Annotated in this window: 22 protein-coding genes; 7 read left to right on the top strand and 15 right to left on the bottom strand. The window is 63.9% G+C overall.

Going from position 1 to position 25,001, the window contains the following annotated elements:
* Window positions 1-16: 16 nt before the first annotated feature.
* From AC0969_RS14080 to AC0969_RS14065, 4 genes are read right to left on the bottom strand one after another with little or no spacing between them, the layout of a single operon-like run.
* Window positions 17-712 (bottom strand): ABC transporter permease, encoded by a 696-nt coding sequence (locus tag AC0969_RS14080; protein ID WP_479624774.1) that lies wholly within the window; start codon window positions 710-712, stop codon window positions 17-19.
* A 34-nt stretch (window positions 713-746) separates the two neighbouring features.
* A complete protein-coding gene (locus AC0969_RS14075; RefSeq protein WP_479624773.1) occupies window positions 747-1,595 on the bottom strand; it encodes a hydrolase 1, exosortase A system-associated in 849 nt (282 codons plus the stop codon).
* A complete protein-coding gene (locus AC0969_RS14070) occupies window positions 1,592-2,377 on the bottom strand; it encodes a hydrolase 2, exosortase A system-associated (RefSeq protein ID WP_479624772.1) in 786 nt (261 codons plus the stop codon). The genes AC0969_RS14075 and AC0969_RS14070 overlap by 4 nt, the downstream gene beginning before the upstream one ends.
* 30 nt (window positions 2,378-2,407) lie before the next feature.
* Window positions 2,408-2,659, bottom strand: coding sequence for an acyl carrier protein (locus tag AC0969_RS14065; protein ID WP_479624771.1), 252 nt, complete (start codon window positions 2,657-2,659; stop codon window positions 2,408-2,410).
* 136 nt (window positions 2,660-2,795) lie between these two features.
* Here AC0969_RS14065 and AC0969_RS14060 point away from each other — a divergent pair, with 136 nt between their 5' ends.
* From AC0969_RS14060 to AC0969_RS14045, 4 genes are all read left to right on the top strand, one after another.
* Window positions 2,796-4,382 (top strand): acyl-CoA ligase (AMP-forming), exosortase A system-associated, encoded by a 1,587-nt coding sequence (locus tag AC0969_RS14060; protein WP_479624770.1) that lies wholly within the window; start codon window positions 2,796-2,798, stop codon window positions 4,380-4,382.
* Between the two features lie 11 nt (window positions 4,383-4,393).
* On the top strand, window positions 4,394-5,632 hold the full coding sequence (locus tag AC0969_RS14055) for a pyridoxal-dependent decarboxylase, exosortase A system-associated (protein WP_479624769.1): 1,239 nt from the start codon (window positions 4,394-4,396) through the stop codon (window positions 5,630-5,632).
* A 15-nt stretch (window positions 5,633-5,647) separates the two neighbouring features.
* Complete coding sequence (locus tag AC0969_RS14050) at window positions 5,648-7,612, top strand: O-antigen ligase family protein (protein WP_479624768.1); 1,965 nt, start codon at window positions 5,648-5,650, stop codon at window positions 7,610-7,612.
* Window positions 7,613-7,785: 173 nt separating this feature from the next.
* Window positions 7,786-8,562 carry a ferredoxin--NADP reductase gene (locus AC0969_RS14045; protein WP_479624767.1) on the top strand — a complete coding sequence of 259 codons (777 nt, stop codon included), beginning with the start codon at window positions 7,786-7,788 and terminating at the stop codon, window positions 8,560-8,562.
* Window positions 8,563-8,683: 121 nt separating this feature from the next.
* On the opposite strand, the gene AC0969_RS14040 is transcribed toward AC0969_RS14045, so the two are convergent.
* Window positions 8,684-9,616, bottom strand: coding sequence for an isoaspartyl peptidase/L-asparaginase family protein (locus tag AC0969_RS14040; RefSeq protein WP_479624766.1), 933 nt, complete (start codon window positions 9,614-9,616; stop codon window positions 8,684-8,686).
* A gap of 51 nt (window positions 9,617-9,667) precedes the next feature.
* On the opposite strand from AC0969_RS14040, the gene AC0969_RS14035 reads away from it, so the two are divergent.
* Window positions 9,668-10,150, top strand: coding sequence for a molybdenum cofactor biosynthesis protein MoaE (locus AC0969_RS14035; RefSeq protein WP_479624765.1), 483 nt, complete (start codon window positions 9,668-9,670; stop codon window positions 10,148-10,150).
* Here the strand turns inward: AC0969_RS14035 and AC0969_RS14030 are convergent.
* Window positions 10,147-10,731, bottom strand: a complete 585-nt coding sequence (locus AC0969_RS14030; protein WP_479624764.1) for a hypothetical protein — start codon at window positions 10,729-10,731, stop codon at window positions 10,147-10,149. The two genes, AC0969_RS14035 and AC0969_RS14030, sit on opposite strands and share 4 nt — an antisense overlap.
* Window positions 10,732-10,956: 225 nt before the next feature.
* Here AC0969_RS14030 and clpB point away from each other — a divergent pair, with 225 nt between their 5' ends.
* Complete coding sequence (clpB, locus tag AC0969_RS14025; protein WP_479624763.1) at window positions 10,957-13,551, top strand: ATP-dependent chaperone ClpB; 2,595 nt, start codon at window positions 10,957-10,959, stop codon at window positions 13,549-13,551.
* A 114-nt stretch (window positions 13,552-13,665) separates the two neighbouring features.
* A complete protein-coding gene (locus AC0969_RS14020) occupies window positions 13,666-14,595 on the top strand; it encodes a hypothetical protein (RefSeq protein WP_479624762.1) in 930 nt (309 codons plus the stop codon).
* A 71-nt stretch (window positions 14,596-14,666) separates the two neighbouring features.
* On the opposite strand, the gene AC0969_RS14015 is transcribed toward AC0969_RS14020, so the two are convergent.
* The 9 genes from AC0969_RS14015 to AC0969_RS13975 form a co-directional block, all read right to left on the bottom strand.
* A complete protein-coding gene (locus AC0969_RS14015; RefSeq protein ID WP_479624761.1) occupies window positions 14,667-14,978 on the bottom strand; it encodes a winged helix-turn-helix transcriptional regulator in 312 nt (103 codons plus the stop codon).
* Between the two features lie 140 nt (window positions 14,979-15,118).
* The gene (locus AC0969_RS14010) at window positions 15,119-15,577 is read right to left on the bottom strand and encodes a MarR family winged helix-turn-helix transcriptional regulator (RefSeq protein ID WP_479624760.1); all 459 of its coding nucleotides are present in this window, start codon (window positions 15,575-15,577) and stop codon (window positions 15,119-15,121) included.
* Window positions 15,578-15,618: 41 nt separating this feature from the next.
* Window positions 15,619-17,316 carry a tannase/feruloyl esterase family alpha/beta hydrolase gene (locus AC0969_RS14005; RefSeq protein ID WP_479624759.1) on the bottom strand — a complete coding sequence of 566 codons (1,698 nt, stop codon included), beginning with the start codon at window positions 17,314-17,316 and terminating at the stop codon, window positions 15,619-15,621.
* Between the two features lie 145 nt (window positions 17,317-17,461).
* Window positions 17,462-19,099, bottom strand: a complete 1,638-nt coding sequence (locus AC0969_RS14000; protein WP_479624758.1) for an acyl-CoA dehydrogenase family protein — start codon at window positions 19,097-19,099, stop codon at window positions 17,462-17,464.
* Between the two features lie 184 nt (window positions 19,100-19,283).
* A complete protein-coding gene (locus tag AC0969_RS13995) occupies window positions 19,284-20,273 on the bottom strand; it encodes a Bug family tripartite tricarboxylate transporter substrate binding protein (RefSeq protein ID WP_479624757.1) in 990 nt (329 codons plus the stop codon).
* A gap of 23 nt (window positions 20,274-20,296) precedes the next feature.
* Window positions 20,297-21,415: a porin gene (locus AC0969_RS13990; RefSeq protein ID WP_479624756.1), complete on the bottom strand. Its 1,119-nt coding sequence runs from the start codon at window positions 21,413-21,415 to the stop codon at window positions 20,297-20,299.
* 144 nt (window positions 21,416-21,559) lie between these two features.
* Window positions 21,560-22,324: an SDR family NAD(P)-dependent oxidoreductase gene (locus AC0969_RS13985; RefSeq protein WP_479624755.1), complete on the bottom strand. Its 765-nt coding sequence runs from the start codon at window positions 22,322-22,324 to the stop codon at window positions 21,560-21,562.
* A complete protein-coding gene (locus AC0969_RS13980; RefSeq protein WP_479624754.1) occupies window positions 22,321-24,186 on the bottom strand; it encodes a feruloyl-CoA synthase in 1,866 nt (621 codons plus the stop codon). Before AC0969_RS13980 ends, AC0969_RS13985 begins: the two co-directional genes overlap by 4 nt.
* Window positions 24,187-24,192: 6 nt before the next feature.
* Complete coding sequence (locus tag AC0969_RS13975) at window positions 24,193-24,981, bottom strand: crotonase/enoyl-CoA hydratase family protein (protein WP_479624753.1); 789 nt, start codon at window positions 24,979-24,981, stop codon at window positions 24,193-24,195.
* Window positions 24,982-25,001: the final 20 nt, after the last annotated feature.

Below are 25,001 nucleotides of genomic sequence, written 5' to 3'. Positions count from 1 at the left end.
GATGGCTCTCTTGGGCTTAATTGGAGGGAGTGGGCGACGAGGCGCTGGCCGTAGGTGTTGTTACTTCTGGATCAATCCATTTTCCGACTTCTTTGAGTTTTTCTTTTAATTCGGGTTGGATGAATCCAATGCCATATGCTTTATGGGCCTGGACCAATGATTTTTCGTATTCTTTTGATTCTAGGTAGAGTAGGCCCAGGTTGTAGTGGGTCAATGGATTTTCTTTGCTATCGGCTTCCTTTGCGCCTATGTCGAGCTGTTGAATGGCTTCTGGAGTACGTTTATTTTTATTGAGATAGGTTGCGTAAATCATCCGCACCAAAGTGTCGTCAGGGCGGAAACGGAGGGCTCGGTTGAAATAGCATTCGACCGTATATTTGAGATCTGGTGGTTGTGCTGATTTCTTTTTTTCACCATATCGAATGACGGTCATTAATGCCCTATGGTGATTTGGGAATGCGCGCAATGTGTAGTCTATATCTTGTCCGATATACCCTGTTACGGATTTTGTAAGAGATTCAACGCTGGCGGTGAAGTGGGCAGATTCAACCAGGTAGAGATTGTTTCCGCGTTCGGTACGGAAGTCATGGGGTCCAAATGCATTGGCGATGGAGCCACACATGGAGTCATCTACTTGCGCCCATGCAGCGCCGGAAAACCAAAGGCTTATGGCCAGTAAAAATGGTGTTGCGATTATTTTTTGTAGGCGCATGGAGGTATTGTTCCTATTACGTGGGTACAGCAGGTCAATTTGCAGCGTGCTCCATAAGCCAATGGAGAGTGGTTTTTTCCACTGCTGTGGTGTCGTGTCGGTGCGAGAAAGTATGGTCTGCATCCACAATGTCGTGGCGTTCAAGCCGTGCATGTTGAAAGGCTTTGGACCAGGCGGGATGCACGCCAGCGTACTCTAGAAACTCTTTGGCGGTGTAGTCGCTGCCACTGAGCACCAGCAATATACGGCCCCCAAAACCCGTCCATGCGTGCGCCATGCGCTGCTGGAATGGCGGGTGCTCTGCATTCGGTGCAGCCACTTTTTGCATAGCGAGCTGCATATTTTTCACCAAAGCCTTGAGCGCCCCCACAGCGACCTTGCCGCTTACTAGCTTGGCCCAAAACTCCCTTTGCATCAAACGCTGGGCGTAATAGTGCTTGACTTGGGTGCGTGCCAGACTGGCTTCGGAGCGCACCCAGGGATTCAAAAGGCACAGGCCTGTCACGCGGGGATCGTGGGTTTCGTGCACATACAGCAGCGCGGCGGATGCGGCATCGCACAGACCCCACAAGACTATCTTGTCCACCTGCGGCACACGGCTTTGCAGGCTGTCGATCGCGGCACGGATGCTGGCGCTGGCGGTTAGAAAATCGCCTGCGGGCCCACTGCTGTCGCCCATGCCTTGGTAGTCAAAACGCAGTACCGCGTAACCGGCTGCGGCCAGTGTGCGGGCTAGCAAGACAAATTGCCGGTGGCTGCCCACGCGGTACTGGGGGCCACCCACCACGATGATTACGGCGGTGCTGGCGGGCACGGCTGGCAGGCTTAGCACGCCCACCAGCGTGTCTTGCCCGCACGGAAACAGTAATGCGTGTTCGTTCATGGGCGCAGGGCCGCCAGGGTCGCGGCCAACAAGGCAGGAGCCACTTCGATCTCGCTGGTTTGCCAAAACGCCGGGCCAGTCACCACTTGGCTGCGCACGGCAAATCCGGCGGCTTGCCAAGCTTGCAGCGGCTTGGCGGCTGCGGGCGACAGGCTGGCATCGGGTTGGGTAGACAGGTCCAGCCATTCGAGTCGGCCCGCCACCGTGGGGGCGGCCAAAGTGGCGTGTTCCATGCCCGATGCCAGCGCGGCTGCCAGCGTGTACCCGGCAACCTCTACCGCATCGCCTGTCGCCAACTGCTGGCGCAGCCCGTCCATCACCGCTTTGGCGTTGCCGCTGGCCAAGTCCCCAGCGGCTTTGAGGCGCAAAAACTGTTGCAGCAGGGGCTTGCCTGCGGGTGTGGGGGCCCAAAACAAGAAGTGACAAGCTTCGTTGATTTGGTTGGCTGCTTGGGCGGCCAGCAGGCAGCCCGCGCGCAAACCCCATAGCCACAGCGGCGCATCGCTCTGGCGGCGCAGCCACTTGCAGGCCAGCACCACATCGTCTACCCAGGCCTGCCAGCTGGCATCGCCAAAGTCCCCAGAACTGTCGCCGCAGCCCAGCAAATCCAGCTGCAAAACGCTGTAGCCATTGGCCGCCAAGGCCCGTGCTTGCAGGGCCGCCATGCGGCGCGACTTGTTCATTTCTTCGGCAAAAGGATGCACGTAGGCCACCAGTCCGCGCGTGGCACCACCCTGGGCCGGGTAGTACATGGCGAAGCGCTGGCCAGATCCGACGGGCAAGAAAAAAGCGTCCATCGAATCGCGTCCGCCTTAGTCTGCGAGCTTGGTGCTGACGAAATCGACCAGCGCGCCGACGGTGGCAAAGGTCGAACCGTCCATGTCGTCGTCGTCTACCGTCAGGCCAAAATGTTCTTCCAGGCGGGTGATGAGCGACACCACGGCCATTGAGTCGAGTTCAGGAATGGCCCCCAGCAGATGGGTTTCACGGGTAAATGCCGCGCTGCGGCCATTCAAACTCAGCACCTCGTCTAGAACTGTTTTGACCTCCTGTGTCACATCCATGTGAAATTCCTTGTTGGGTTACTAAAAGTAGACGGCATTTTAGGGGCCGCGTATGGCTTTGCCGTGGAGGCCCCTGTGCGATACTTTTAGCTGCTTTTTTTGGCGGTTTTGTCCCTCTTTTTCACCCCTGAACCCTATGCGTGAATCCACACTTTTGCATGAACTCATTGCCTGTGCCGCGCAGCGGGCCCCGCAGGACCGTGCGCTGACCTATGGTCCGGTGTCTATGGTCTATGCCGAGCTGCACACTGCGGTGGCGCAATGCGCGGCGGGACTGATGGCCCTGGGGGTGGGCCGGGGTGAACGGGTGGCCATCTACCTGGAAAAGCGTTTCGAGACCGTGGTTGCCAGCTTTGGCGCACCGGCTGCAGGGGCCGTGTTTGTGCCACTGAACCCGCTGCTCAAGCCCGAGCAAGTGGCCTTCATCCTGCAAGACTGTAATGTGCGCGTGCTGGTGACCTCGCCCGAGCGTCTGGCGCTGCTGGCACCGGTACTGGCCCACTGCCCCGACCTGCGCCAGATCGTGCTGACCGACCCCGCACCCACGGTATCTGCCCTGCCGCAATCCCTGTGGAGTGCGCTGCTGGCGGCCCCGCCCCGCGCCGGGCACCGGGTCATCGATACCGACATGGCCGCCATCCTCTACACCTCGGGCAGCACCGGCAAGCCCAAGGGCGTGGTGCTGTCCCATCGCAATATGGTGGCTGGTGCAAAAAGTGTAGCAAGCTACCTAGATAACACCAGCGCTGACACCCTATTGGCCGCTTTGCCTTTGTCCTTCGATGCGGGCTTCAGCCAGCTCACCACCGCCTTCCACGTGGGCGCCCGGGTGGTGCTGCTCAATTATTTGATGCCGCGCGATGTGCTCAAGGCAATGGAGCGCGAAGGCGTGACCGGCCTGACCGCCGTGCCGCCGCTGTACATCCAGCTCACCCAGACCGCCTGGCCCGCCGCCATTGCCGAGAAGCTGCGTTACTTTGCCAACACCGGTGGCCGCATGCCGCGTGAAACGCTGGATTTGCTGCGCCAGCGCGTGCCCCACAGCCAGCCCTTCCTGATGTACGGCCTGACCGAAGCCTTCCGCTCCACCTACCTGCCGCCCGCCGAGGTAGACCGCCGCCCCGACTCCATCGGCAAGGCCATCCCCAATGCCGAAATTTTGGTGCTGCGCGAAGACGGCAGCCCCTGCGCGCCCGAAGAACCCGGCGAGCTGGTACACCGGGGCGCGTTGGTCGGCCTGGGCTACTGGAACGATGCCGAGAAAACCGCCGAGCGCTACAAGCTGCTGGCCGCAGACGCACCGGGCCGCCAGCCGGGCCTGCAACTACCCGAATACGCCGTCTTCTCTGGCGACACGGTGCGCATGGATGCCGAGGGCTTTTTGTATTTCATCGGCCGGCGCGACGAGATGATCAAGTCCTCCGGCTACCGCGTCAGCCCCACCGAGGTAGAAGAAGTGTTGTACGCCACCCGGCTGGTTGGCGAATGTGTGGCCTTTGGGGTGGAGCACCCGGCCTGGGGCCAGGCCATCCAGGTGATTGCCACTGCGCCCGAAGGTGGGGCGCTCGATACCGCCGCCTTGCTGGCCGAGTGCCGCACCCGCATGCCCGCTTACATGCTGCCCGCCGGGGTGGAGGTGGTGGCCGGGCCGCTGCCCCGCAACCCCAACGGCAAGATCGACCGCAAGCTGCTGTCCACCGACTGGGCCGAGCGCCACATTTAAGAATGACCTCCATGACCGAACGTGCCACCCCCGTCCACGCCCCGCTGATCCAGTTCCCCGTACGCGATGGCGAGCTGCTTGTGGGCAGCATCCCCGTCACCCAACTGGCTGCGCGCGTCGGCCAAACCCCGTTTTACGCCTACGACCGGGCGCAGTTGCGCAACCGCGTAGCCGAGCTGCGCGCCGCTTTGCCCGCCAGCGTCAAGCTGCACTACGCCATGAAGGCCAACCCCATGCCCGCTGTGGTGGGGCTGATGGCCGGGCTGGTCGATGGCATCGACGTGGCTTCGGCCGGCGAATTGAAGGTGGCGCTGGATGCCGGAGCCGACCCGCAGGAAATCAGCTTTGCCGGGCCGGGCAAGCGTGCTTCCGAGCTGCGCCAGGCCGTGGCCTCGGGCGTGCTGGTGAATTTGGAATCCATGCGCGAAGTCGGCTTGCTGGCGGGCATTTCGAACGAGCTGGGCCTTGCGGCCCGGGTGGCCGTGCGCGTCAACCCCGACTTCGAGCTCAAGGGCTCGGGCATGAAGATGGGCGGTGGCCCCAAGCAATTTGGCGTAGACGTGGAACAAATGCCCGAACTCATGGCGGCCATTGCCAGCGCGGGCCTAGCGTTTGAAGGCTTCCACCTGTTTGCCGGGTCGCAAAACCTGCGCCCCGAGTCGATTTGCGAAGCCCAGCAGAAATCCTACGCGCTGGCCGTGCGCCTGGCCGAGGCCACGCCGCTGCCAGTGAAGTTTCTGAACCTGGGCGGCGGCTTCGGCATTCCGTACTTTCCGGGCGAGCAGCGCATTGATCTACAGCCGATTGGCGACAACCTGGCCGCCCTGGCCGAGCGTGCCAAGACCGAGCTTCCCCAAGCCTCGTTCGTCATTGAACTCGGCCGCTACCTGGTGGGCGAGGCGGGCGTGTACGTGGCCCGCGTGCTCGACCGCAAGGTTTCGCGCGGCCAGGTGTTTCTGGTCACCGACGGCGGCCTGCACCACCATTTGTCCGCCTCGGGCAACTTCGGCCAGGTGATCCGTAAAAACTACCCTGTGGCCATCGCCAACCGCATGGGGGCGGTGGACGTGGAACCCGCCTCGGTGGTCGGCCCGCTGTGTACCCCGCTGGACCTGCTGGGCGACCGCATGCTGTTGCCGGTGGCGCAAGAGGGCGATTTGGTCGCCGTGTTCCAGTCGGGCGCCTACGGTGCCAGTGCCAGCCCGCAAGGATTTTTAGGCCACCCGGCCTGCGTGGAAGTGCTGGTTTAGGTGGGTTAGGTGGAATTGCGCCGGGTTCTCTCGGCACTGCTGGCGCTGGCGTGTGGCCTTGCGGGGCTCTGGCTGGCCCTGGCGCACCCCATCTCCCCCTTGCTGGCCTTGGTGGGTTTCTATGCAGCGGCGATGGTGGCCTTGTGGCGGCCCGGCATCTGGCTGTTGGCCGTGCCTGCCTGTCTGCCGTTTTTGAACTTTGCCCCCTGGACCGGCTGGCTGATTTTTGACGAGCTGGACCTGTTGCTGCTGGCGGTGCTGGCGGCGGGCTACTTTCGGTTGGCACGGCGGCCCAGGGACGATGCGTTCCGCTGGACCCGGCCACTGTCTTTTTCTACCGCCATCGCCAGCGCCTTTGTGCTGTCCAGCCTCGTGTCGTTGGCCCGTGGCGTGCTGGATGCACCCAATCTGCCGTGGAGCCTTTTCCAAGGCTATGGCGATGCGCTGAACAGCCTGCGGGTGGCCAAAAGCCTGCTCTGGGCCACGCTGTGTATTCCCTTGCTGGCCGATGCGCTACGGCAGTCGGTGGCACACAGCTGCCGCCGCCTGGCCACCGGCATGCTGCTGGGCCTGGTGGTGGTGACGCTGGCCGTGCTGTGGGAGCGGGCGGCGTTCCCTAGCCTGTTCAACTTCACCAGCAAGTACCGCACCACTGCGTTGTTTTGGGAAATGCACGTCGGCGGCGCGGCGATTGATGCCTATCTGGCCCTGGCCACGCCCTTTGTCGCCTGGGCGCTGCACCGTGCCCGGCGGCCCTGGCAATGGGCCTGCGGTGCACTGCTGGCCGTGCTGGTGACCTACGCCGGGCTCACCACTTTCTCGCGCGGGGTCTACCTGGCGATGGTGGCTCCGCTGCTGCTGTTGGGGCTGCTGCTGTGGGTGCAAAAAGCCGGACTCGATCTGCGGGCGCTGGTGGTCAGCCTGTGGCGGCGCCGTCGGCCTGTGGGCTGGCGCGCCAAGGCCGCCTGGGTGTTGGGGGTTGCGCTGCTGGCCGAGGTGGCGGGTGTGCTCAGTGGCGGCAGCTTCATGGCCGACCGCTTGGGCGCTACCGAACGTGATTTCGGCAGCCGCATGGCGCACTGGCAGCGCGGCCTGGACCTGTTGCAAGACCCGGTGCAGGACCCGGTGGATGTGGCACTCGGCATCGGCCTGGGCCGCCTGCCGTCGCATTACGCCCGCCGCCACCCCGAGGGCGTGTGGCCCGGCCATGTGGCGTGGCGTGCCGGGCAGGGGGCCGAGCCGCCGGTGATGCGGATATCGGGTCCCGATGGTGGCCCCGGCAGCGATCTCGATCTGGAGGGCCTGTTTGCTGCCACCCAGCGGGTTCATCCTGCCCCCGGCATGCGCTACCGGGCCGTCTTGCAGGTGCGGGTGGATGCCCCGGTGGGTGTGTACCTGCAACTCTGCGAACGGCATTTGCTGTATCCCGCCCGCTGCCAAGATGCCTACCAGCAGATGCAGCCCACGGCCGATCCCTGGCAGCGCATCGTGCTGCCCTTGCAAGGGCCCAGCTTCAAGGGCGGGCCGTGGTTTGCGCCGCGCTTGGGCATGTTTTCGGTGGCGGTGCTGGACGCGGGGGGGCATGCCGATTTCCGGTCCATCCGCCTGCAACGCAGCGACCGCCAGGAGCCGCTGGCCAATAGCGACTTTGCGCAGAACCTGGCGCACTGGTTCCCGGCGGCGCGCTTCTACTTTTTGCCCTGGCACATTGACAACCTGTACCTGGAGGTGCTGATCGAGCGCGGCCTGCTGGGTCTGCTGTTGGGCGGTGCGCTGGTGGCCACCGCCCTGTGGCAGCTGGTGCTGGGGGCCGCCCGCCGCCAGCCCCTGGCCCCCTACCTGGCGGCATCGCTGAGCGGGGTGCTGCTGGTGGGCTTGGTCAGTAGCGTGATGGATGTGCCCCGGGTGGCATTTTTGCTGTTTTTGCTGGTTTTCGGTGCGCTGCAACTGGCGCAAACATCCAGGCCGCCCGAGCCTTAAAAACCTATTTGCTATATATTTAATAGCTAATAGTGCAGGTGGAATATGCGCTAGAGGCTTTTTTCTTTTAAATTTACCCCGGTGGCGACAAGGTGGAATCGCCGATAGACAGCCCGATCGGGCGGCTGTAGGAAAATAGCGCCCATTTTCACCAACCCTTCTAGCTACCAAACATGAGTGCTTTCAACGAAGAAACCGTGCTGAGCGTGCACCACTGGACCGACCGCCTGTTCTCCTTCACGACCACGCGCGACCCGTCGCTGCGCTTCAGCAACGGCCACTTCACCATGATCGGCCTGTACAAGGACGACGGCAAACCGCTGCTGCGCGCCTACAGCATTGCCAGCGCCAACTACGAAGAGCATCTCGAATTCCTCAGCATCAAGGTGCCCGAGGGCCCGCTGACATCGCGCCTGCAACACATCCAGGTGGGCGACAAAATCATCGTCGGCAAAAAGCCCACCGGCACCCTGGTCACCGACTACCTGCTGCCCGGTAAGCACTTGTACCTGCTGTCCACCGGCACCGGCCTGGCCCCGTTCCTGAGCATCGTGCGCGACCCCGAAACCTACGAGCGCTTTGACCAGGTCATCGTGGTCCACGGCGTGCGCCAGGTCGAAGAGCTGGCCTACCACGACATGCTGACCGAGCACCTGCCCGCGCACGAATTTTTGGGCGAAATGGTCACCAGCAAGCTGCGCTACTACCCCACCGTGACCCGCGAGTCCTACCGCAACATGGGCCGCATCACCGAGCTGCTGCACAACGGCAAGCTGTTCTCGGATCTGGACCTCCCCGAGTTCGACCCGGCCATCGACCGCGTCATGCTCTGCGGCAGCCCCGGCATGCTGGTGGATTTGAAGCACATGCTGGAAGAGCGCGGCTTCAAGGAAGGCAATACCTCGACCCCCGGTCACTTTGTCGTCGAACGGGCGTTTGCTGAAAAGTAGGCCCACCGGATTCTGCTTCTATTTTGATAGTAAAAAATAGGAGCACCCCGTGCAGGTCTGGTATGCGTAGGTGGCACTTTTGGCACTTGAAAAATGGCCATAAACCTCCAAGCCCGATCGCTCAGTCCTCAAAAATCCGCGTTTGCGGTACTTCCCCCGCCCGCACCCAACCCCGGTACATGCCCGCGCTGACGTAGGGCAGGGCGATATTCCCCAGCCGGTCTACCGCAATCACCCCGCCTTCGCCGCCCAGCTGCGCCATCTCGGCCAATGCAGCGTGGCTGGCGGCTTCCAGGGTGGCCCCGGCGTAGGCCATGCGGGCGTGGATGTCGTGGGCCACGCAGGCGCGGATGAAGTACTCGCCCGAGCCGGTGGCGCTAACCGCGCAGCTCTGGTCGTTGGCGTATATGCCTGCGCCCACCAGTGGCGAATCGCCAATCCGGCCCGGGTGTTTGTTGGTCATGCCACCGGTGGACACGGCACTGGCCAGGTGGCCGGCGCTGTCTAGCGCCACTGCGCCCACGGTGCCAAATTTACGGGTTTCGTCGAGAGGGGCGGCATGGTCCATCTGCATCGCCGCGCTGGCTTCGTTTTGCAGATGGTGCAACTGCGCCAGCCGGTGCGCGGTGTGAAAGTAGCCGGGCGGCATGGCTTCAAAACCGTGGGCGCGGGCGAACTGCTCGGCCCCATCGCCACTCAGCAGTACAAAGTTGGAATCCATCACCGTGCGGGCCAATTGCACCGGGTTGCGGACGGTGCGCACGCCCGCTACCGCCCCGGCGGCCAGCGTAGAACCCATCATTACGGCGGCATCCATTTCGTGCTGCGCGGCCGAGGTGTAGACCGATCCGCGCCCGGCGTTGAACAGCGGATCGTCCTCCAGTGCCCGCACCGCTGCTACCACCGCATCCAGCGCGCAGCCGTCCTGGGCCAGCACTGCCTCGCCCGCCGCCAGCGCGGCCCGCAGCCCGGCGTGGTAGGGCGTTTCGTCGGTTTGGCCACGGGCCATCGTGCCAGCGCCGCCGTGCACGGCAAGGGTGTAGGTAGGTGCCAAAGCTTTCTCTCCGGTGGTTAAACAGCCACTGTACTGGATGAAAATAGAGCCATGATCCCACCCCGCGTTCGCATCCAGACCCACGACTTCGATCCCAGTGCCGAGCTGGCCGCATTGCGCCGAGGCGACCGCCGCGTGGGTGCAGTCGTCAGCTTTTTAGGCACCGTGCGCGACTGGCACCCGGATGCCAGCGGCGAGGTGCTGAGCCTGGAGCTGGAGCACTACCCCGGCATGACCGAGCGGGCGATTGAGGCGATGGTGGACCAGGCGCTGGGCCGTTTTGACATCTACGCTGCCCAGGTCATCCACCGCGTGGGCCTGCTGCAGCCGATGGACCAGATCGTCTGGGTGGCGGTCTGCTCGGCGCACCGGGGCGAGGCGTTCCAGGCCTGCGAATTTTTGATGGACTACCTGAAAACCCAGGCCCCGTTCTGGAAGAAAGAGCAAACCCCGCAAGGTGCCCGCTGGGTCGATGCGCGGGTGGCAGACGATGCGGCCTTGCAGCGCTGGGGCATTGCGGCCAGCAACGCTTAATTCAGGTACTTGGGCCGCTCGGCCAGCACTGGCGAGTCGCTGGTCGGCAAGGGCTGCGCGCCCGGTACCGCACTGCCCTCAAACCAGGCCGACTGGTGCAAGGCCCGCTCCAGCAGTTGCACCAGGCCGTGTACCAGCGGCGGGGCCAGTTCTACCTGGAAACCACGGGCCTGTGCCTGCCCCGCCAATTGCTCGTTGAAGGCGATTTTTAAAGGGCCGTTGGCGACCGGGGTGATGCGCACTTCGGTCACCAGCAGCGGGGCGCTGCCCAGCGGCAAGGTGGTGGCGTCCGGCGCATCCGGGGCATCTTTGTAGGGCGTAGAAAAGTCAGCCTCCTTGAGCACGGCTGCGCGCTGGAAGTCGGCCAGCATCTTTTTGCTGGCCGCATCCACCAGATGGGCGGTGCTGCCGTCTTGCCGGGCCACGTGCTCGACCACGGCCTGGTTCAGCGTGGGCCACAAGGCCAGCGTGAGGCGGCGGGTTAGCCACAGGCGCATCTCGGTGCCGTCGGTGGAGTTGATGCGCACCAGAATGCGGTCTTGCTCCTGGTGGTAGCGGGCCGAAAGCTGGTGGATGTTCATGCGACCAATTTTAGGAGGGTCGCGGCCAAGCCGCCGAATGTGTGTAGGAGGGATAGCCGAGAGGGCTTTGTTTGCTATGTTTTTAATAGCTGTTTGTGCATGTTGTATATGCGCTAGAGGCCTATTTTTCTTATATTTATAGACTTGATCCATCGCAAGGTATTGCAGCGCAATCGCCTTGAAAATGGCGGCAGTTGACCCATCTGCCACTGCATTGGAGAACACATGCGACAAGACAAACTCACCACCAAATTCCAGGAAGCCCTGGGCGACGCGCAAACCCTGGCGCTGGGTGCCGACCACGGCTATATCGAACCCGCCCACGTGCTGGCCGCCATGCTGCGCCAAGACGACGGCCCGCAGGCGCTGCTACAGCGGGCGGGTGTCAACGTGCCCGGCCTGCTGACGGCCATTGAGGTCGCGCTCAAAAAGCTGCCCGAGGTGCATGGCCAGGACCAGGTGCAGCTCAGCCGCGACATGGGCAGCCTGCTGCAAGGGGCCGAGAAAGAAGCCATCAAACGCGGCGACCAGTTCGTCTCCAGCGAGCTGTTTTTGCTGGCGCTGACCGATAGCAAGGCCGATATCGGTCCCTTGGTGCGCAGCCACGGCCTGACCCGCAAGTCGCTGGAAGCGGCGATTGACGCGGTGCGTGGCGGCCAGAACGTGGACAACGCCGATGCCGAAGGCCAGCGCGAATCCCTCAAAAAATACTGCATGGACCTGACCGAGCGTGCCCGTATGGGCAAGCTGGACCCGGTGATTGGCCGCGACGACGAAATCCGCCGCGCCATCCAGGTGCTGCAACGCCGCACCAAAAACAACCCGGTGCTGATCGGCGAACCTGGCGTCGGCAAGACCGCCATCGTCGAAGGCCTGGCCCAGCGCATCGTGGCGGGCGAGGTGCCCGAATCGCTTAAAGGTAAGCGCGTACTCTCGCTGGACATGGCGGCCCTGCTGGCCGGGGCCAAGTTCCGGGGCGAATTTGAAGAGCGCCTGAAGACCGTGCTGAAAGAGCTGGCCAAGGACGAAGGCCAGACCATCGTCTTTATCGACGAGCTGCACACCATGGTCGGCGCGGGCAAGGCCGAGGGCGCGATGGACGCGGGCAATATGCTCAAGCCGGCATTGGCGCGCGGCGAGCTGCACTGCGTGGGCGCGACCACGCTGGACGAGTACCGCAAGTACATCGAAAAAGATGCGGCGCTGGAACGGCGTTTCCAGAAAATCCTGGTCGGCGAGCCCACGGTGGAGGCCACCATCGCCATCCTGCGCGGCCTGCAAGAAAAGTACGAAGTGCACCACGGCGTGGACATTACCGACCCGGCCATCGTGGCTGCGGCCGAACTCAGCCACCGCTACATCACCGACCGCTTTTTGCCCGATAAGGCGATTGATTTGATCGACGAGGCGGCGGCCAAGATCAAGATCGAAATGGATTCCAAGCCCGAGGTGATGGACAAGCTGGACCGCCGCTTGATCCAGCTACAGATCGAGCGCGAAGCCGTGCGCCGCGAGAAGGACGAATCCTCGATCAAGCGCTTCAGTTTGATCGAGGAAGAGATCGCCAAGCTGCAAAAAGAGATCGCCGATTACGACGAAATATGGCAATCTGAAAAAGCCCAGGCCCAGGGCAGCGCCCATGTGCGCGAGGCCATCGACAAGCTGAAATTCCAGATTGAAGAGTTGACCCGCAAGGGCGATTTCAACAAGGTCGCCGAGCTGCAATACGGCAAGCTGCCCGAGTTGGAAAAGCAACTCAAAGAAGCCCAGGACAAAGAAACCGACAAAGGCCCGGCCCACGCCCCGCGCCTGCTGCGCACCCAGGTGGGCGCGGAAGAAATCGCCGAAGTGGTGGCCCGCGCCACCGGCATTCCGGTCAGCAAATTGATGCAAGGCGAGCGCGACAAACTGCTGCAAATGGAAGTCAAACTGCACGACCGCGTGGTCGGCCAGGAAGAGGCCATCACGGCCGTGGCCAACGCCATCCGCCGCTCGCGCGCAGGCCTGTCGGACCCGAACCGCCCCACCGGCTCCTTCTTGTTCCTGGGCCCCACGGGCGTGGGCAAGACCGAGCTGTGCAAGGCGCTGGCGGGCTTTATGTTCGACTCGGAAGACCACCTTATCCGCATCGACATGAGCGAGTTCATGGAGAAGCATTCGGTGGCCCGGTTGATCGGCGCGCCACCCGGCTACGTGGGTTACGAAGAGGGCGGCTACCTCACCGAAGCCGTGCGCCGCAAGCCCTACAGCGTGCTGTTGCTGGACGAGGTGGAAAAGGCCCACCCGGATGTCTTCAACGTGCTGCTGCAAGTGCTGGACGATGGCCGCCTGACCGACGGCCAGGGCCGCACTGTGGACTTCAAAAACACCGTGATCGTGATGACCAGCAACATCGGTTCGCCCATCATCCAGAACATGGTGGGGCAAGATTACGAGGACATCAAAGACGCGGTGCAAGACGAGCTGAAGAACTATTTCCGCCCCGAATTTTTGAACCGCATTGATGAGACCGTGGTATTCCACGCGCTGGACGCCAAGAACATCGAAGCCATCGCCGCCATCCAGATCAAGGTGCTGGAGGCCCGCCTGGCCAAGATGGACCTGACGCTGCAAGTTTCGCCTGCGGCACTAGCCGAGCTGGCCAAGGTCGGCTTCGACCCGGTGTTTGGCGCGCGGCCTTTGAAGCGCGCCATCCAGCAGCGCATCGAGAACCCGCTGTCCAAGCTGCTGCTGGAAGGCAAATACATGCCCAAGGACGTGATTGCGGTGGAGGTGGATCCGATCCAGGCACCGGGGCAATTCAGCTTCAATAAGGCCTGACAGACATGAAAAAGGGGCTGGGAATCACTTCCCAGCCCCCTTTTTTTTGCCTAAATCTGCTGCAAGCTGTTACAAATCCAGGGGCCGCCCATCGGCGATGCCAAGGACTGGACGATGAATTCTTTTGGAAACCTGGTTACCAACCTGTTTGCACTCGCTTTGGGCTTAGGCAGCTTGAAGCTGGCGGCGGCGGGCGTGTGGGCGGGGGCCATCGGTGGGCTGTCGCGCAGTGCTGCGGATGTCCGCTTTGCTGCGCATCCGCTGGGCTTTGTGCTGCTGGTGGCGGCCTGGACGGTTTTTGGCGGATTTTTGGTGTGGTTTGGGTGGAGCGGTTTCACCCGCTCTGGTGCAGCCGATGGTGACGACGACGACGGTGACAATGAGGTCCGCGACACCTTGCCCCCGCCCCGCCGCCAACCAGTCCCGCAGCTACCTAGCAACCCGCAGGCTGCGCCATTGCCGCCACCAGCACCAGCACCAGCACCAGCACCATTACCGCCAGTGGTGTCCAGCGTCCGTCCGGCGACCAGTCTGCCCGAGCCTTTGCTGCTGTACATGTCTCGCCCTTGGGCGGTGTTTGTGCTGGTGCTGGTGACGGTGCTCCTGCTGGGAGTGCCCCGCGCATACATGGCTCTGTCGTACTTTTTGACGGCGCGTGGGGCGGCGCTCTTGTTGACCCCTGGTTTGTTGGCTTACCTGTGGATTGTGTGGAAGTGCGTGCGCGCTTTCTTTTGGCATGGCCCGGCACTGGTGCTGGACCGCTTTGGAATTTTGGACTACCGCTATGCCGAACGCCGCATACCCTGGACCGATGTGGAGGCGGTGCGGCTGTATGCCGACGATGGCGTGACCAGTCTGGTGCTGCGCTTTCGGGATCTGGCGCTGGCCCGCCGCCATTTTGGGGCGCTCAACATGCTGAGCGCGTTGATGAACCGCATCTTCTATAAGGGCTATGAAGGGCGGGTCATATTGACCGGACTCACCTTCAGGCGCGCCCAGGTGCTGCAGGTGGCGCAGGTGTTTGTACGGCATGCGCGCCGGTAGGGGCATCTACCAACAAAAAAAGGGGCTGGGAATTACTTCCCAGCCCCTTTTTCTATGGAGGACCGAAGGGTTTACTTGACCTTCTTGGCCTGTGCGGTAGACCACTTGCCGGCGAAGGCTTGCAGGTCGCTCAGGCGCTTGAGCAGGTCGGCACCGCTGGGGGTGACGCTGTAGCCTTCGGAGCCGTGGGTCAGCAGGTCGGCTTCGCGCAGTTCTTTGAGGCGGGTGTTCAGGGTGTTGGGGGTGACACCGCCCACGCTGTCTTGCAGCAGGCGAAAGGTTTGGGCGTGGCCGTCGCGCAGGGCCCACATGACGCGGATGGCGTAGCGGGACTCCAGCAGGGCCAGCAGTTGGTGGACGGCGACGTTTTCTTTGGAACTCATGGTGTGTTCTCCTCGGTGTATTGGTTGGGGCTGTGCAAGGCGTTTACACACCCATGCAGTGGGGCGACTATACCGCAAAAATTAAAACTGCTACTAGTTTAATAGCATTGCACGCACGGAGTATCTGCGCTGTAACTGGATTACGTGCGGTATATTTTTTGCAGCAAGCGGATCAGAGTTTTGCGCTCGGTGGCGGTCAGGCTGCCGGTGGCTTCGATCTCTAGCGCATCTACGGTGCTTTCGGACGCGGTGACCAAGGCTTCCCCGTCGGGGGTCAGGTGCAGGCCTACCGCACGGCCGTCTACCGGGTGGGGTTGGCGCACTATCAGGCTGCGCTTTTCCAGGGTGTTGACCAGGCCCACCAGATTGGGCGGCAGGATGCCCAAGGTGCTGGACAGCTGGCGCGAGGTGATGCCGGGGTTGTGCGCCACCAGCGAGAGGATAGAGAACTCGATGATGCGCAGGTCGTGTACGGCCATGCGCTCGACAAACACTTCGATGATGGCCAGCGAGGCTCGGCGGGCGTTGTAGCCCACCAGGCCCTCCAGACGGCTGCTGTCTACGGTGGCGGGGAATTTGGCGGGGCTTGAAACGGTCATGGTGGGTATTTTGCCAGCCGTTTCCAGCCCCTTTTGCTTGGCTACTTGCAGCTGAAGCTGGCCGCAGCCTCCATATTGCCGCTGCCGTTGTAGCGGGCTACCTTGGGGTAGGCGCACAGGGGGCGGCTGCGGGTGGCAGACCAGGTGCTGGGCACGTCCACGTTGACGGCAGCGGCATTGCCGACACCGCGCACGCTGGCCACCACGCTGTCGGGGGCCTGGCCTTTTTCGACCCAGTTGACCAGCGGGGTCAGCATGTCGAACTGGTCGGTGGCGGGGCCGCCGGAGCAGTGGTTCATGCCGGGCACGGGGTAGTAGCGGGCGAAGTTGCTGGCGTCGCCACCGTTGTCGCTGCGCAGCGCGTTGTACCAGGTGGTGGTGTCGTCGCTGGAGAAGATCGGGTCGCTGGTGCCGTGGTAGACCATCATCTTCGCGCCCCGGTTCTTCAGGGTGGGCAGCTGGCTGGGGTTGGGCGGGGCCATGAACGACATGGCCGACTCGGCGTAGATGCCGCTGGTGGCGTTGATTTTGGCCAGCATGGTGTCGAGGTTGCCGGTGAGGGCAAAGCTGGGGCCATTGAAGGTGGCTGCGGCTTCTGGTGGGGAGCCCCAGATCAGGCCGACACCGCCCGAGTCCAGCACCAGCGGCGCGGTGAACTCCCAAAACCCATAGCCGCTGCCCGCCAGCCCGGCATCAAACGGAAAGCTTGCGTAAATTTTGCTGCCGGTGCTGGTGGTGGGGCCGCTGAAGATTTTGGCGATGCCGGTTTTTTGTGCGGCGGACAGGCAGCTACCGTCGCGTGCGCCGGTGCAGGTGGGCACGTCGCGCTCCAGGTTAAAGGCGGCTTGGCAGGCGGCAGTGTCTTGCACCAGGCCGTCGGTGGCGCCATCCAGGGCATCGCACTTGCCGAGCACGGCGGTGGACACCAGCGCGCGCTCGGCGGTGGTGAAGCCGGTGGACAAATTACCCGCCGTGCTGGCCAGGGATGCGTAGATTTGGCCGCCAGCGATGTTGGCAATGCCGGCTTTGGGCAGGTTGAAACCGGGGTTGCCGACTAAATAACCGTCGTATTGGTCGGCATAGCGGGCAGCGGCCACCATCGTGTGGCGGCCGCCGTTGGAGCAGCCACCGAAGTAAGAGCGGTCGGGGGCTTTGCCGTAGGCGGTCTGGATGGCGCTTTTGGCCATAGGCGTGAGCTTGGCGACGGCCTGGTAGCCGTAGTCCAGCCGGGCTTGCGGGTCGATGCCGAAATTGGCACCGAGTGCGCTGGCGTGGCCTGCGTCCGAGCTGATCACCGCAAAGCCCATGTTCAGAGCATGCGTGAGCCCGCCGCCGCCATTCACCGAGCCGGTGGCCGTGACCACGCTGCCGTCGATACCGCCATTGGCCTGGTAGTAGAAGCGGCCATTCCAGGCGTTGGGCAGGCGCATTTCAAAGCCGATGGCGTAGCTGTTGCCGTCGGTGGTGCTGACGCGCGGGAACATGCTGCCGGTGATCTGGCAGTGCGCCGGAACCGGCGTGCCCGCCACGGTGAGCGTGCCTGCTGAAATCGCGTTGGCGGCGGTGATGGTGGTGTTGGCAAAGCTGATTTTTCCCACCAAGTCGGCACACGACAGCAGCGTGGCTGGGGTGGCGGCGGTGAGTTGCGGCAGGGCGCTGTCCGAGTCGCCACAGCCCATTAGCAGGGCGGCGGGTAGCAGGGATGCGGCGAGGAATCCGGGGTGCAATCTTCTTGTCATGGTGTTTGTGTCTCCAAGGTCCAGGCGTAAGGGCACCCACAGCGTGGCCTGGGCCATCGTTGTGCACACTGTGGGCGGCGGAAATTAATTGCTATTTAATTAATAGCTGCTTGTGCAGTTTGTATATGCGCTAGAGGCACTTTTCTTATATATCTAACCGCTGGCGCATCACGGCCAATCGCATGCCGCACTCGGGCAGTACCCAGGTGCGGAAGGCTTGGGCCGGGGCAGTCCAGCGGGCATCCGTGCTGGCCGCGACTATGCGGCTCCAGGCCCAGTCCAGCAGCACCAGGGCCACGGCGCGCAGGTAGTCGTCGGCCACCCAGTAGGGGAGTTTGGGGTCGTTTTTTGCTGCGTTGACCAGGGCGACGGTGGTGTCGATCAGCGCATCGCGGTGGTTGCTGGCGGGCAGGTCGGCCAGCAGCGCGGTGATGCCTGCGCCGCCGTCTGCCAGCACTTTGCGCACCAGCAGGTCGATGGCCTGGATCTCGTTCGTGCCCTCGTAGATCATGGCCACGCGGGCATCGCGCACGATTTGCTCTATCCCCCATTCGCGCATATAGCCGTGGCCGCCAAACACCTGCAGGCAGGCGCTGGCCCCGGCAAAGGCCTGGTCGGTCATCGCCGCTTTCAGCACCGGGGTGACCAGGGCACACCAGCGTTGCGCGCTAGCGCGCTGGGTGGCATCGGGGTGGTGCGCGGCCATGTCCAGCTGCAAGGCGGTGTGGTAGGCCAGCACCCGGCCGCCGTCGATCCAGGCGCGTTGGGTGAGCAGGATGCGGCGGATGGCCGGGTGCTCGCTGATCAAGTCCGGGCCGTGTGTTGATGTGGGGGCGCGCATTTGGCGGCGCTCTTGGGCGTAGGCATGGGCTTTTTGCCAGGCGGCCTCCAGCAGGCCGATGCCTTGCAGGCCGACGTGCAGGCGGGCGGCGTTCATCATCACGAACATGGCGGCCAGGCCCTTGTTGGCCTCGCCCACCCGCCAGCCGGTGGCATCGTCAAAACGCAGCACGCAGGTGGGGCTGCCGTGCAAGCCCATTTTTTCTTCGATGCGCTCGCAGACTACGGCATTCAGGCTGCCATCGGGCAAGACTTTGGGGACCAGGAAGAGCGATAAACCTTTGGGGCCGGGTGGCGCATCGGGCAGGCGGGCCAGCACCAGGTGGACGATGTTGTCCGTCAGGTCGTGCTCGCCGCCGGAGATGAAAATTTTGCTGCCGTTCACCCACACGCTGCCGTCCGGCTGGGGCGTGCCTTTGGTGCGCACCAGGCCCAGGTCGCTGCCCGCGTGGGCCTCCGTTAAACACATGGTGGCCAGCCATTCACCGGTGGCTAGTTTTGCCAGATACGCCGCTTTGAGCGCGTCGCTGCCGTGGTGCTTCAGGCAGGCATAGGCGCCGTGCAGCAGGCCGGGGGCCATCGTCCAGCCGTGGTTGGCTCCGGCCAGCATTTCAAACAGCACGCCCTCCAGCACCGCAGGCAGGCCCTGGCCGCCGTCTTCCACCGCGCACGAGAGCGATGGCCAACCGGCTTGCCAGAATGCCTGGTAGGCCTCTTTGAAACCCGGCGGCGTAGTCACCCGGCCTGCGTCAAAGCGGCAGCCTACTGCGTCGCCCACGCCTTGCAGCGGAGCCACCACGCTGGTGACGAACTTGCCCGCTTCCTCCAGCACCTGCTGCGCCAGGTCCGCATCGGTGTCGGCAAACGGCGGCAGCGCCTGCCAGGTGGCAGGGGCGTGCAGCACGCCGTGGAGGAGGAAGGTGATGTCGTCGAGTGCGGCCATAAGGATGCTCTGTTATTGATAGCTGCTAGCGGACGTTGAATATGCTCTAGAGGCATATTTAATTCGCAGAACCCCCACCCCAACCCTCCCCCGGAAGGGGAGGGGGAAATGCGGGCCCCTGTCTTGCTCCCTCCCCCCACGGGGGAGGGTCGGGGTGGGCGCGGGCGGCCCCCACGGGGTGGGTCTAGGACTCCGCGCTAAAGCCGATCTGTTTCACCAATGGCCCCCAGCGCTCAAATTCAGCTTTCTGCGACTTGGCCATTTCTTCCTGCGTGGAGCCGCGTGCGATCAGGCCGACCAGGGCCAGGCTGTCCAGCACCACTTTGTCTTTCAGCGCGGCGGTGATGGCGGCGTTGGCCAGGGCCAGGGTGGCGGCGGGGGTTTTGGCCGGGGCGTAGAAGCCAAACCATTCCTCCACCACCAGGTCGGGGAAGCCCTGCTCGGCAAACGTGGGCACATCGGGGTAGTAGGGCGAGCGGATCGGGCCCGAGGTGGCCAGCACGCGCAGCTTGCCCGCCTTCACATAGGCCAGGTAGTCGCCGCTGGGGTTCACGGTAGAGGCAATCTGGCCGCCCACCAGGTCGGTGATGCCGGGCACGGTGCCCCGGTAGGGCACGTGTTTCAGGTCCACATGCGAGCGGATGCCCAGCAGCGCGCCCAGCAAGTGCGGCATGCTGCCCGCGCCGGGCGAGCCGTAGCTGGCCTGGTCGGGATTCGCCTTGGCCCAGGCCAAGAAGTCTTTCAGCGTCTTGACCGTGGGCGGCACGGCCGGGCCGACGGCCAGGCCGTGGTGCATCACCGCGCCGATGGACACGGTGGCGAAGTCTTTCGGGTCGTAGCTGAGCTTGGCGTAAATGTGCGGATACACCGACATGGCCGACACCGGCGCCAGCGCCAGCACCGAGCCATCGGCAGGCGCGCCCTTGAGGGTTTCCAGGGCGATGCGGCCGCCCGCGCCGGGCTTGTTGTCTACCACGGCGGCGTTCTTGCAGTAGGCGGTGCCGGCCAGCTTTTCGCCCACGCGGCGGGCCACGCTGTCGCCCGAGCTGCCGGCCGGAAAGCCGTAGTAAATCTTGACCTGTTCCACACCCTGCGCAAAGGCGCGCAGGGGGGACAGGGCGGCCAACGCGGCGGCGCTGGCAGCGGTATGGAGGAAGTGGCGACGGTGTTGCATGGTGGTCTCCGATTCAGGTGCTTTTAGAAAGAATGGTTAATGCCGACCATCGTGCCGGTCTGGCTGCCACCAGCCAGAGGGTTGCTGCCGGTGGCCCCGCCGCTGACGGATACCGCTGCGGCGCTTTGGTTGCTGATGTGGCCGAGCTGCCCGTACAGCGTGGTGCGCTTGCTCATCTTGTACAGCGCCCGCACGGCTACCAGGGTGGAGTCGGCGTTGTCCACGTTCTTGTAGGCCAGGCGGGTGACCGTGCCGTCCACCGTCCAGGCGGGGGTGATGGCGTAGGCCGCGCCGATGTACCACTGGTCGCTCTTGGGGCGGGTAGCGCTGCCGTCGTTGTTGCGGCGGATCACGCCGCCTGCCAGCTTGGCATCGCCCAGCTTCACATAGCCGTTCAGGTTCAGGCGGGCATCGGTTTTGGCGCTGCTGTTCAGGCCGCCAAACACGGCGTCGGGGGCGGCACCCAGCGTGCGGCCATGCTGCAAGTCGTATGCGGCGGCAGCGCCCCAGGTGGGGGTGTCGTACTTGGCCAGCAGCGACCAGGCGCGGCAGGCCTGGTCGTCAGCGCCGTTTTCACCGGCGCAGTTGGTGCCCACGGGCGAGGGGCCGGCGTTGACCGTGTCGCGGCCCAGGCTGTAGCTGGCACCGACGCTGAGGGCATCAAACTTGCCCCGGTAGACGATGGCGTTGTCGTGGCGGGCGTTGGGGATGTAGGCGTCCAGCGAGCCCAGGCCAAACACGCTGGGGCCGACGATGTCGGCATCCAGCATGGACCAAAACAGCATGCTGTACTGGCGGCCCAGGGTCACTGCGCCCCAGTCGCCGCTCAGGCCCACCAGTGCTTGGCGGCCAAACAGGCGGCCGCCCTGGCCGGATGCGCCGGTGTCGGGGGAAAAGCCCGATTCCAGGGTGAATACCGCTGCCAAGCCTGCGCCCAGGTCTTCCTTGCCGCGCATGCCCCAGCGCGATGCAAAGATGCCGGTGTTGGACGGCACGCGGGTGATGGTGCCCCCGGCGGCGGTGTTGCTCACGGTTTCAATGCCGGTATCAATCACACCGTACAGGCTGACGCTTTGGGCTTGGGCTGCGCTGGCGGCGGCCAGGGCTGAGAGGACGGTCAGGGTAAGGGCGGTTTTTTTCATGTTGTCTCCAAGATCGTTGCTTGTGTGCTGCGTTGGGCGCAGGCGTGTTTAGGCGCAAGGTACTTTGAGGTACCTCAATTTGCTCCTAATTTTGTAGCTACTAGCGCAGGTTTTATAAGCGCTAGAGGCAGATTTCTTATAAATTTATCTGGGGGCCATGCGGAGTGCGCCGTCGAGGCGGATCACTTCACCGTTTAAATGCCCGTTGGTCACCACGTGCGCGGCCAGCTCGGCGAATTCGCTGGGCTTGCCCAGGCGCGATGGAAAGGGAATGGATGCGGCCAGCGATGCCTGCACGGCCTCGGGCAGCTCTTGCATCAGCGGCGTGGCAAACAGGCCGGGGGCCACGGTGCAGACGCGTATGCCGTATTGCGCCAGGTCGCGGGCCATCGGCAGCGTCATGCCGACCAGCCCGCCTTTGGACGCGCTATAGGCTTGCTGGCCCACCTGGCCGTCAAAGGCGGCTACCGACGCGGTGAACATAATCACGCCGCGCTCGCCGCCGTCCAGTGGTTCCAGCTTGGCGCAGGCAGCGGCAAACAGCCGGGTCATGTTGTAGCTGCCGATGAGATTCACGGCAATCACTTTGGCAAACGCGTCCAGCGGGGCCGCGCTGCCGTCTTTTTGCACCACCCGTTTCGCGCCGCCAATACCGGCCACGTTCATCAAAATGCGGGCCGGGCCATGCGCGGCGGCGGCTTTGGCTATGGCTGCCGTCACGCTGTCGGGATTCGTGATGTCGCACTGGCAGGCGATGCCGTTGATCTCGGCCGCCACCTTTTCGGCCAGCGCCATATTCACGTCGAGCACCGCCACCTTGGCACCCAGGCGGGCGAGTTCGCGGGCGGTGGCTTCGCCCAGGCCGGAGGCGGCGCCGGTAACGAGGGCGGATTGTCCTGAAATATTCATGCTGCGGCTCCGGTAGGTTTGAAGATGTGGCTAAGGCCGTCGGCGTGCAGGGCTTCCACCAGGGCGGCGCGGTGTTTGAGCACGGCACGTTGGTTGATCGAACCCTTGTCGGTGATCTCGCCCAAGTCCAGCGAGGGCGGCTCGGCCAGCAGTACGGCGCGGGCCACGCGGGTGGCGCTGCCGGTAGAGGCGGCGGCCAGGGTGTTGATGAGCTGCTGGAAGTGGGCTTGCACCGGGGCGCTATGCAGCACCTCGGCCATGCTGGCACTGTCGGGCAGGCCGCTCAAGGTGCGGCAGGCGGCAGTGGGTAGCAGCAGTGCGCCGACTTCTTTTTGGTTGATGCCGGTGAGCACCGCGTCTTGCACATAGGGGGCGGCGGCGGCCACGATCTTGGCGCGCATCGGGCCCACGCTGACGAAGGTGCCGGTGCTGAGTTTGAAGTCTTCGGCAATCCGGCCATCGAACTTCAGGCCTTGGTGCAGGTCGGTCTCGTCAATCCATTGCACTGCGTCGCCGGAGCAGAAGAAGCCTTCCTCGTCAAAGCTCTCAACGGTGGCGGCGGGGTTGCGCCAGTAGCCGGGGGTGATGTTGGGGCCCCGGTAGCGCACCTCGGTTTTGCCGTCTACCGGCACCAGCTTCAGCTCTAGGCCGGGGGTGGGCACGCCGATGTAGCCCGCCTTGACGTTGGTGCTGTTGACACCGATGCAGTAGGGCGTGCCCTCGGTCATGCCCAGGCCGGTGTTCATCACGATGCGCTCGCCCACCTCGCGCTCAGCGCTGGCAAATAGGGAGTCCCAAATCGGCTGCGACAGCGCGGCGGCGGCAAAGAAAAACATCTTCACCCGGCTCAGCAGGTTCTTGCGCAGCAGGTCGTCGGTGTGCATGGCCTCGGCCAGCACCTCGAAGCCGGTGGGCACGTTGAAGTAGATGGTGGGCGCAATCTCGCGCAGGTTGCGCAGGGTCTCGGCCATGCCTTTGGGTGTGGGCTTGCCTTCGTCCAGGTACAGCGTGCCGCCGTTGTAGACGACGATGCCAAAGTTGTGGTTGCCGCCAAAGGTGTGGTTCCACGGCAGCCAGTCCACCAGCACCAGCGGCTCCTCGGCCAGCACCGGTATGGACTGGTTCATTTGCTGCAAATTGGCGCTCCACATGCCGTGCGTTACCACCACCGCTTTGGGCAGCTTGGTCGAGCCCGAGGTGAACATGAACTTGGCAATGTGCTCGCCGGTGATGGCGGCGTGCGCGGCATCTACCGCAGCGGTGGCCGGGGTGTGCAGCAGATCGTTGAATGGAATCGTCGTGCGGCCGGGGATGCTGTCACTGCCCAGTACCACGGGCACTTCGGCCCCTACGGTGGCGCTGATGGCGCGGGCAAAGCGCTCGCCGCTGCTGGCAAACACCAGGCCCGGGGTCAGGGTGTCCACCACGTGGCGCAGCTTGTCGAAATCTTGGCTGATGGTGCTGTAGGCGGTGGACACGGTGCACTGCGGCACGCCCGCCACCAGGCAGCCCAGGGACAGCAGGGCGTGGTCCAGGTCGTTTTCGCTCAGGATGGCCACCGGGCGCTCGGCGCTCAGGGGCATCCCCAGCAGCGCCTGGGCGATGTTGCGGGCCGATTGCCAGGCTTGCGCATACGTGATGTGCCGCCAGTCGCCCAGGCTGCCGTCGGCGTTTTTCACGCGCTGGGCCATCCAGGTCTGGTCGGGCGTGGTGTGGGCCCAGTGCGCCAAGCGGTCGGTCAGGCGGGTGGGGTAGGGCTGCAGGTCTTGCGCGGCCCGCACATAGCGCACGCCGTCGGGCGTGTCACGGGTGGTGACGTGGGTCACGCCGAAGCGCAGGGGGCGGTAGGTGGGGGCAGACATGGAAGATCAGGCTTTCTGGACTTTGGCGGCCCGTCCGTCCAGGAAGGCGCGCACGCGGTCTTTGGCTTCGGGTGCGCTCTGGGCGATGGCGGCCATCATGGCTTCGGTCATCAGGCCCTGGTCGGACGGCTGCTCGGCAATGCGCGGCAGGGCGTGCATCAGCGCGTAGTTGGTCAGCGGGGCGTTTTCGGCGATGCGCTTGGCCAGTTCCAGCGCCTTGGCAAAGGCCTGGCCTTCGGGCACCAGGTACTGGGCCATGCCGATGCGTTCGCCGTCCTCGGCGTTGTAGACGCGGCCGGTCATCATCATGTCGGTCATGCGGGCGGTGCCGATCAGGCGCGGAATGCGCACGGCGCCGCCGCCGCCCACAAAGATGCCCCGCGAGCCTTCGGGCAGGGCGTAAAAAGTAGACGCATCGGCCACGCGGATGTGGCAGGCGCTGGCCAGCTCCAGCCCGCCACCCACCACCGCGCCGTGCAGCGCCGCCACCACGGGCACGGGGCCAAACTGCACCCGCTCCAGCGCCGCGTGCCACATGCGGGAATGCAGCAGGCCCTGGCCTGCGTCGCGGTCTTTGAGCTCGCTCAGATCCAGCCCGGCGCAAAAGTGCGGGCCTTCGCCGTCGATCACCGCCGCCCGCACGCTGCTGGGCAGGCCATCGAGCATATTGCGCAAAGCCAGGATCAGGCCGTCGTTCAGCGCATTGCGTTTGGCCGGGCGGGTCAGGCGGATGACGGCGATTTCTTCTGCGTCGCCGCAGATGTCTAGGGTGATGTCAGGGTTCTGTGTGGTCATGGTATGTGCTACGTTGGCTG

The organism is Rhodoferax sp. LB1P47 (assembly GCF_056521445.1).
This window is presented reverse-complemented; position numbering and strand designations above follow the sequence as displayed.

Excerpts from the sequence above, each read along its gene's own strand:
- AC0969_RS14080 (WP_479624774.1), bottom strand. The coding sequence starts at position 712 with ATGCGCCTACAAAAAATAATCGCAACACCATTTTTACTGGCCATAAGC.
- AC0969_RS14075 (WP_479624773.1), bottom strand. The coding sequence starts at position 1,595 with ATGAACGAACACGCATTACTGTTTCCGTGCGGGCAAGACACGCTGGTG.
- AC0969_RS14065 (WP_479624771.1), bottom strand. The coding sequence starts at position 2,659 with ATGGATGTGACACAGGAGGTCAAAACAGTTCTAGACGAGGTGCTGAGT.
- AC0969_RS14060 (WP_479624770.1), top strand. The coding sequence starts at position 2,796 with ATGCGTGAATCCACACTTTTGCATGAACTCATTGCCTGTGCCGCGCAG.
- AC0969_RS14055 (WP_479624769.1), top strand. The coding sequence starts at position 4,394 with ATGACCGAACGTGCCACCCCCGTCCACGCCCCGCTGATCCAGTTCCCC.
- AC0969_RS14045 (WP_479624767.1), top strand. The coding sequence starts at position 7,786 with ATGAGTGCTTTCAACGAAGAAACCGTGCTGAGCGTGCACCACTGGACC.
- AC0969_RS14035 (WP_479624765.1), top strand. The coding sequence starts at position 9,668 with ATGATCCCACCCCGCGTTCGCATCCAGACCCACGACTTCGATCCCAGT.
- AC0969_RS14030 (WP_479624764.1), bottom strand. The coding sequence starts at position 10,731 with ATGAACATCCACCAGCTTTCGGCCCGCTACCACCAGGAGCAAGACCGC.
- clpB (WP_479624763.1), top strand. The coding sequence starts at position 10,957 with ATGCGACAAGACAAACTCACCACCAAATTCCAGGAAGCCCTGGGCGAC.
- AC0969_RS14020 (WP_479624762.1), top strand. The coding sequence starts at position 13,666 with ATGAATTCTTTTGGAAACCTGGTTACCAACCTGTTTGCACTCGCTTTG.
- AC0969_RS14015 (WP_479624761.1), bottom strand. The coding sequence starts at position 14,978 with ATGAGTTCCAAAGAAAACGTCGCCGTCCACCAACTGCTGGCCCTGCTG.
- AC0969_RS14010 (WP_479624760.1), bottom strand. The coding sequence starts at position 15,577 with ATGACCGTTTCAAGCCCCGCCAAATTCCCCGCCACCGTAGACAGCAGC.
- AC0969_RS14005 (WP_479624759.1), bottom strand. The coding sequence starts at position 17,316 with ATGACAAGAAGATTGCACCCCGGATTCCTCGCCGCATCCCTGCTACCC.
- AC0969_RS14000 (WP_479624758.1), bottom strand. The coding sequence starts at position 19,099 with ATGGCCGCACTCGACGACATCACCTTCCTCCTCCACGGCGTGCTGCAC.
- AC0969_RS13995 (WP_479624757.1), bottom strand. The coding sequence starts at position 20,273 with ATGCAACACCGTCGCCACTTCCTCCATACCGCTGCCAGCGCCGCCGCG.
- AC0969_RS13990 (WP_479624756.1), bottom strand. The coding sequence starts at position 21,415 with ATGAAAAAAACCGCCCTTACCCTGACCGTCCTCTCAGCCCTGGCCGCC.
- AC0969_RS13985 (WP_479624755.1), bottom strand. The coding sequence starts at position 22,324 with ATGAATATTTCAGGACAATCCGCCCTCGTTACCGGCGCCGCCTCCGGC.
- AC0969_RS13980 (WP_479624754.1), bottom strand. The coding sequence starts at position 24,186 with ATGTCTGCCCCCACCTACCGCCCCCTGCGCTTCGGCGTGACCCACGTC.
- AC0969_RS13975 (WP_479624753.1), bottom strand. The coding sequence starts at position 24,981 with ATGACCACACAGAACCCTGACATCACCCTAGACATCTGCGGCGACGCA.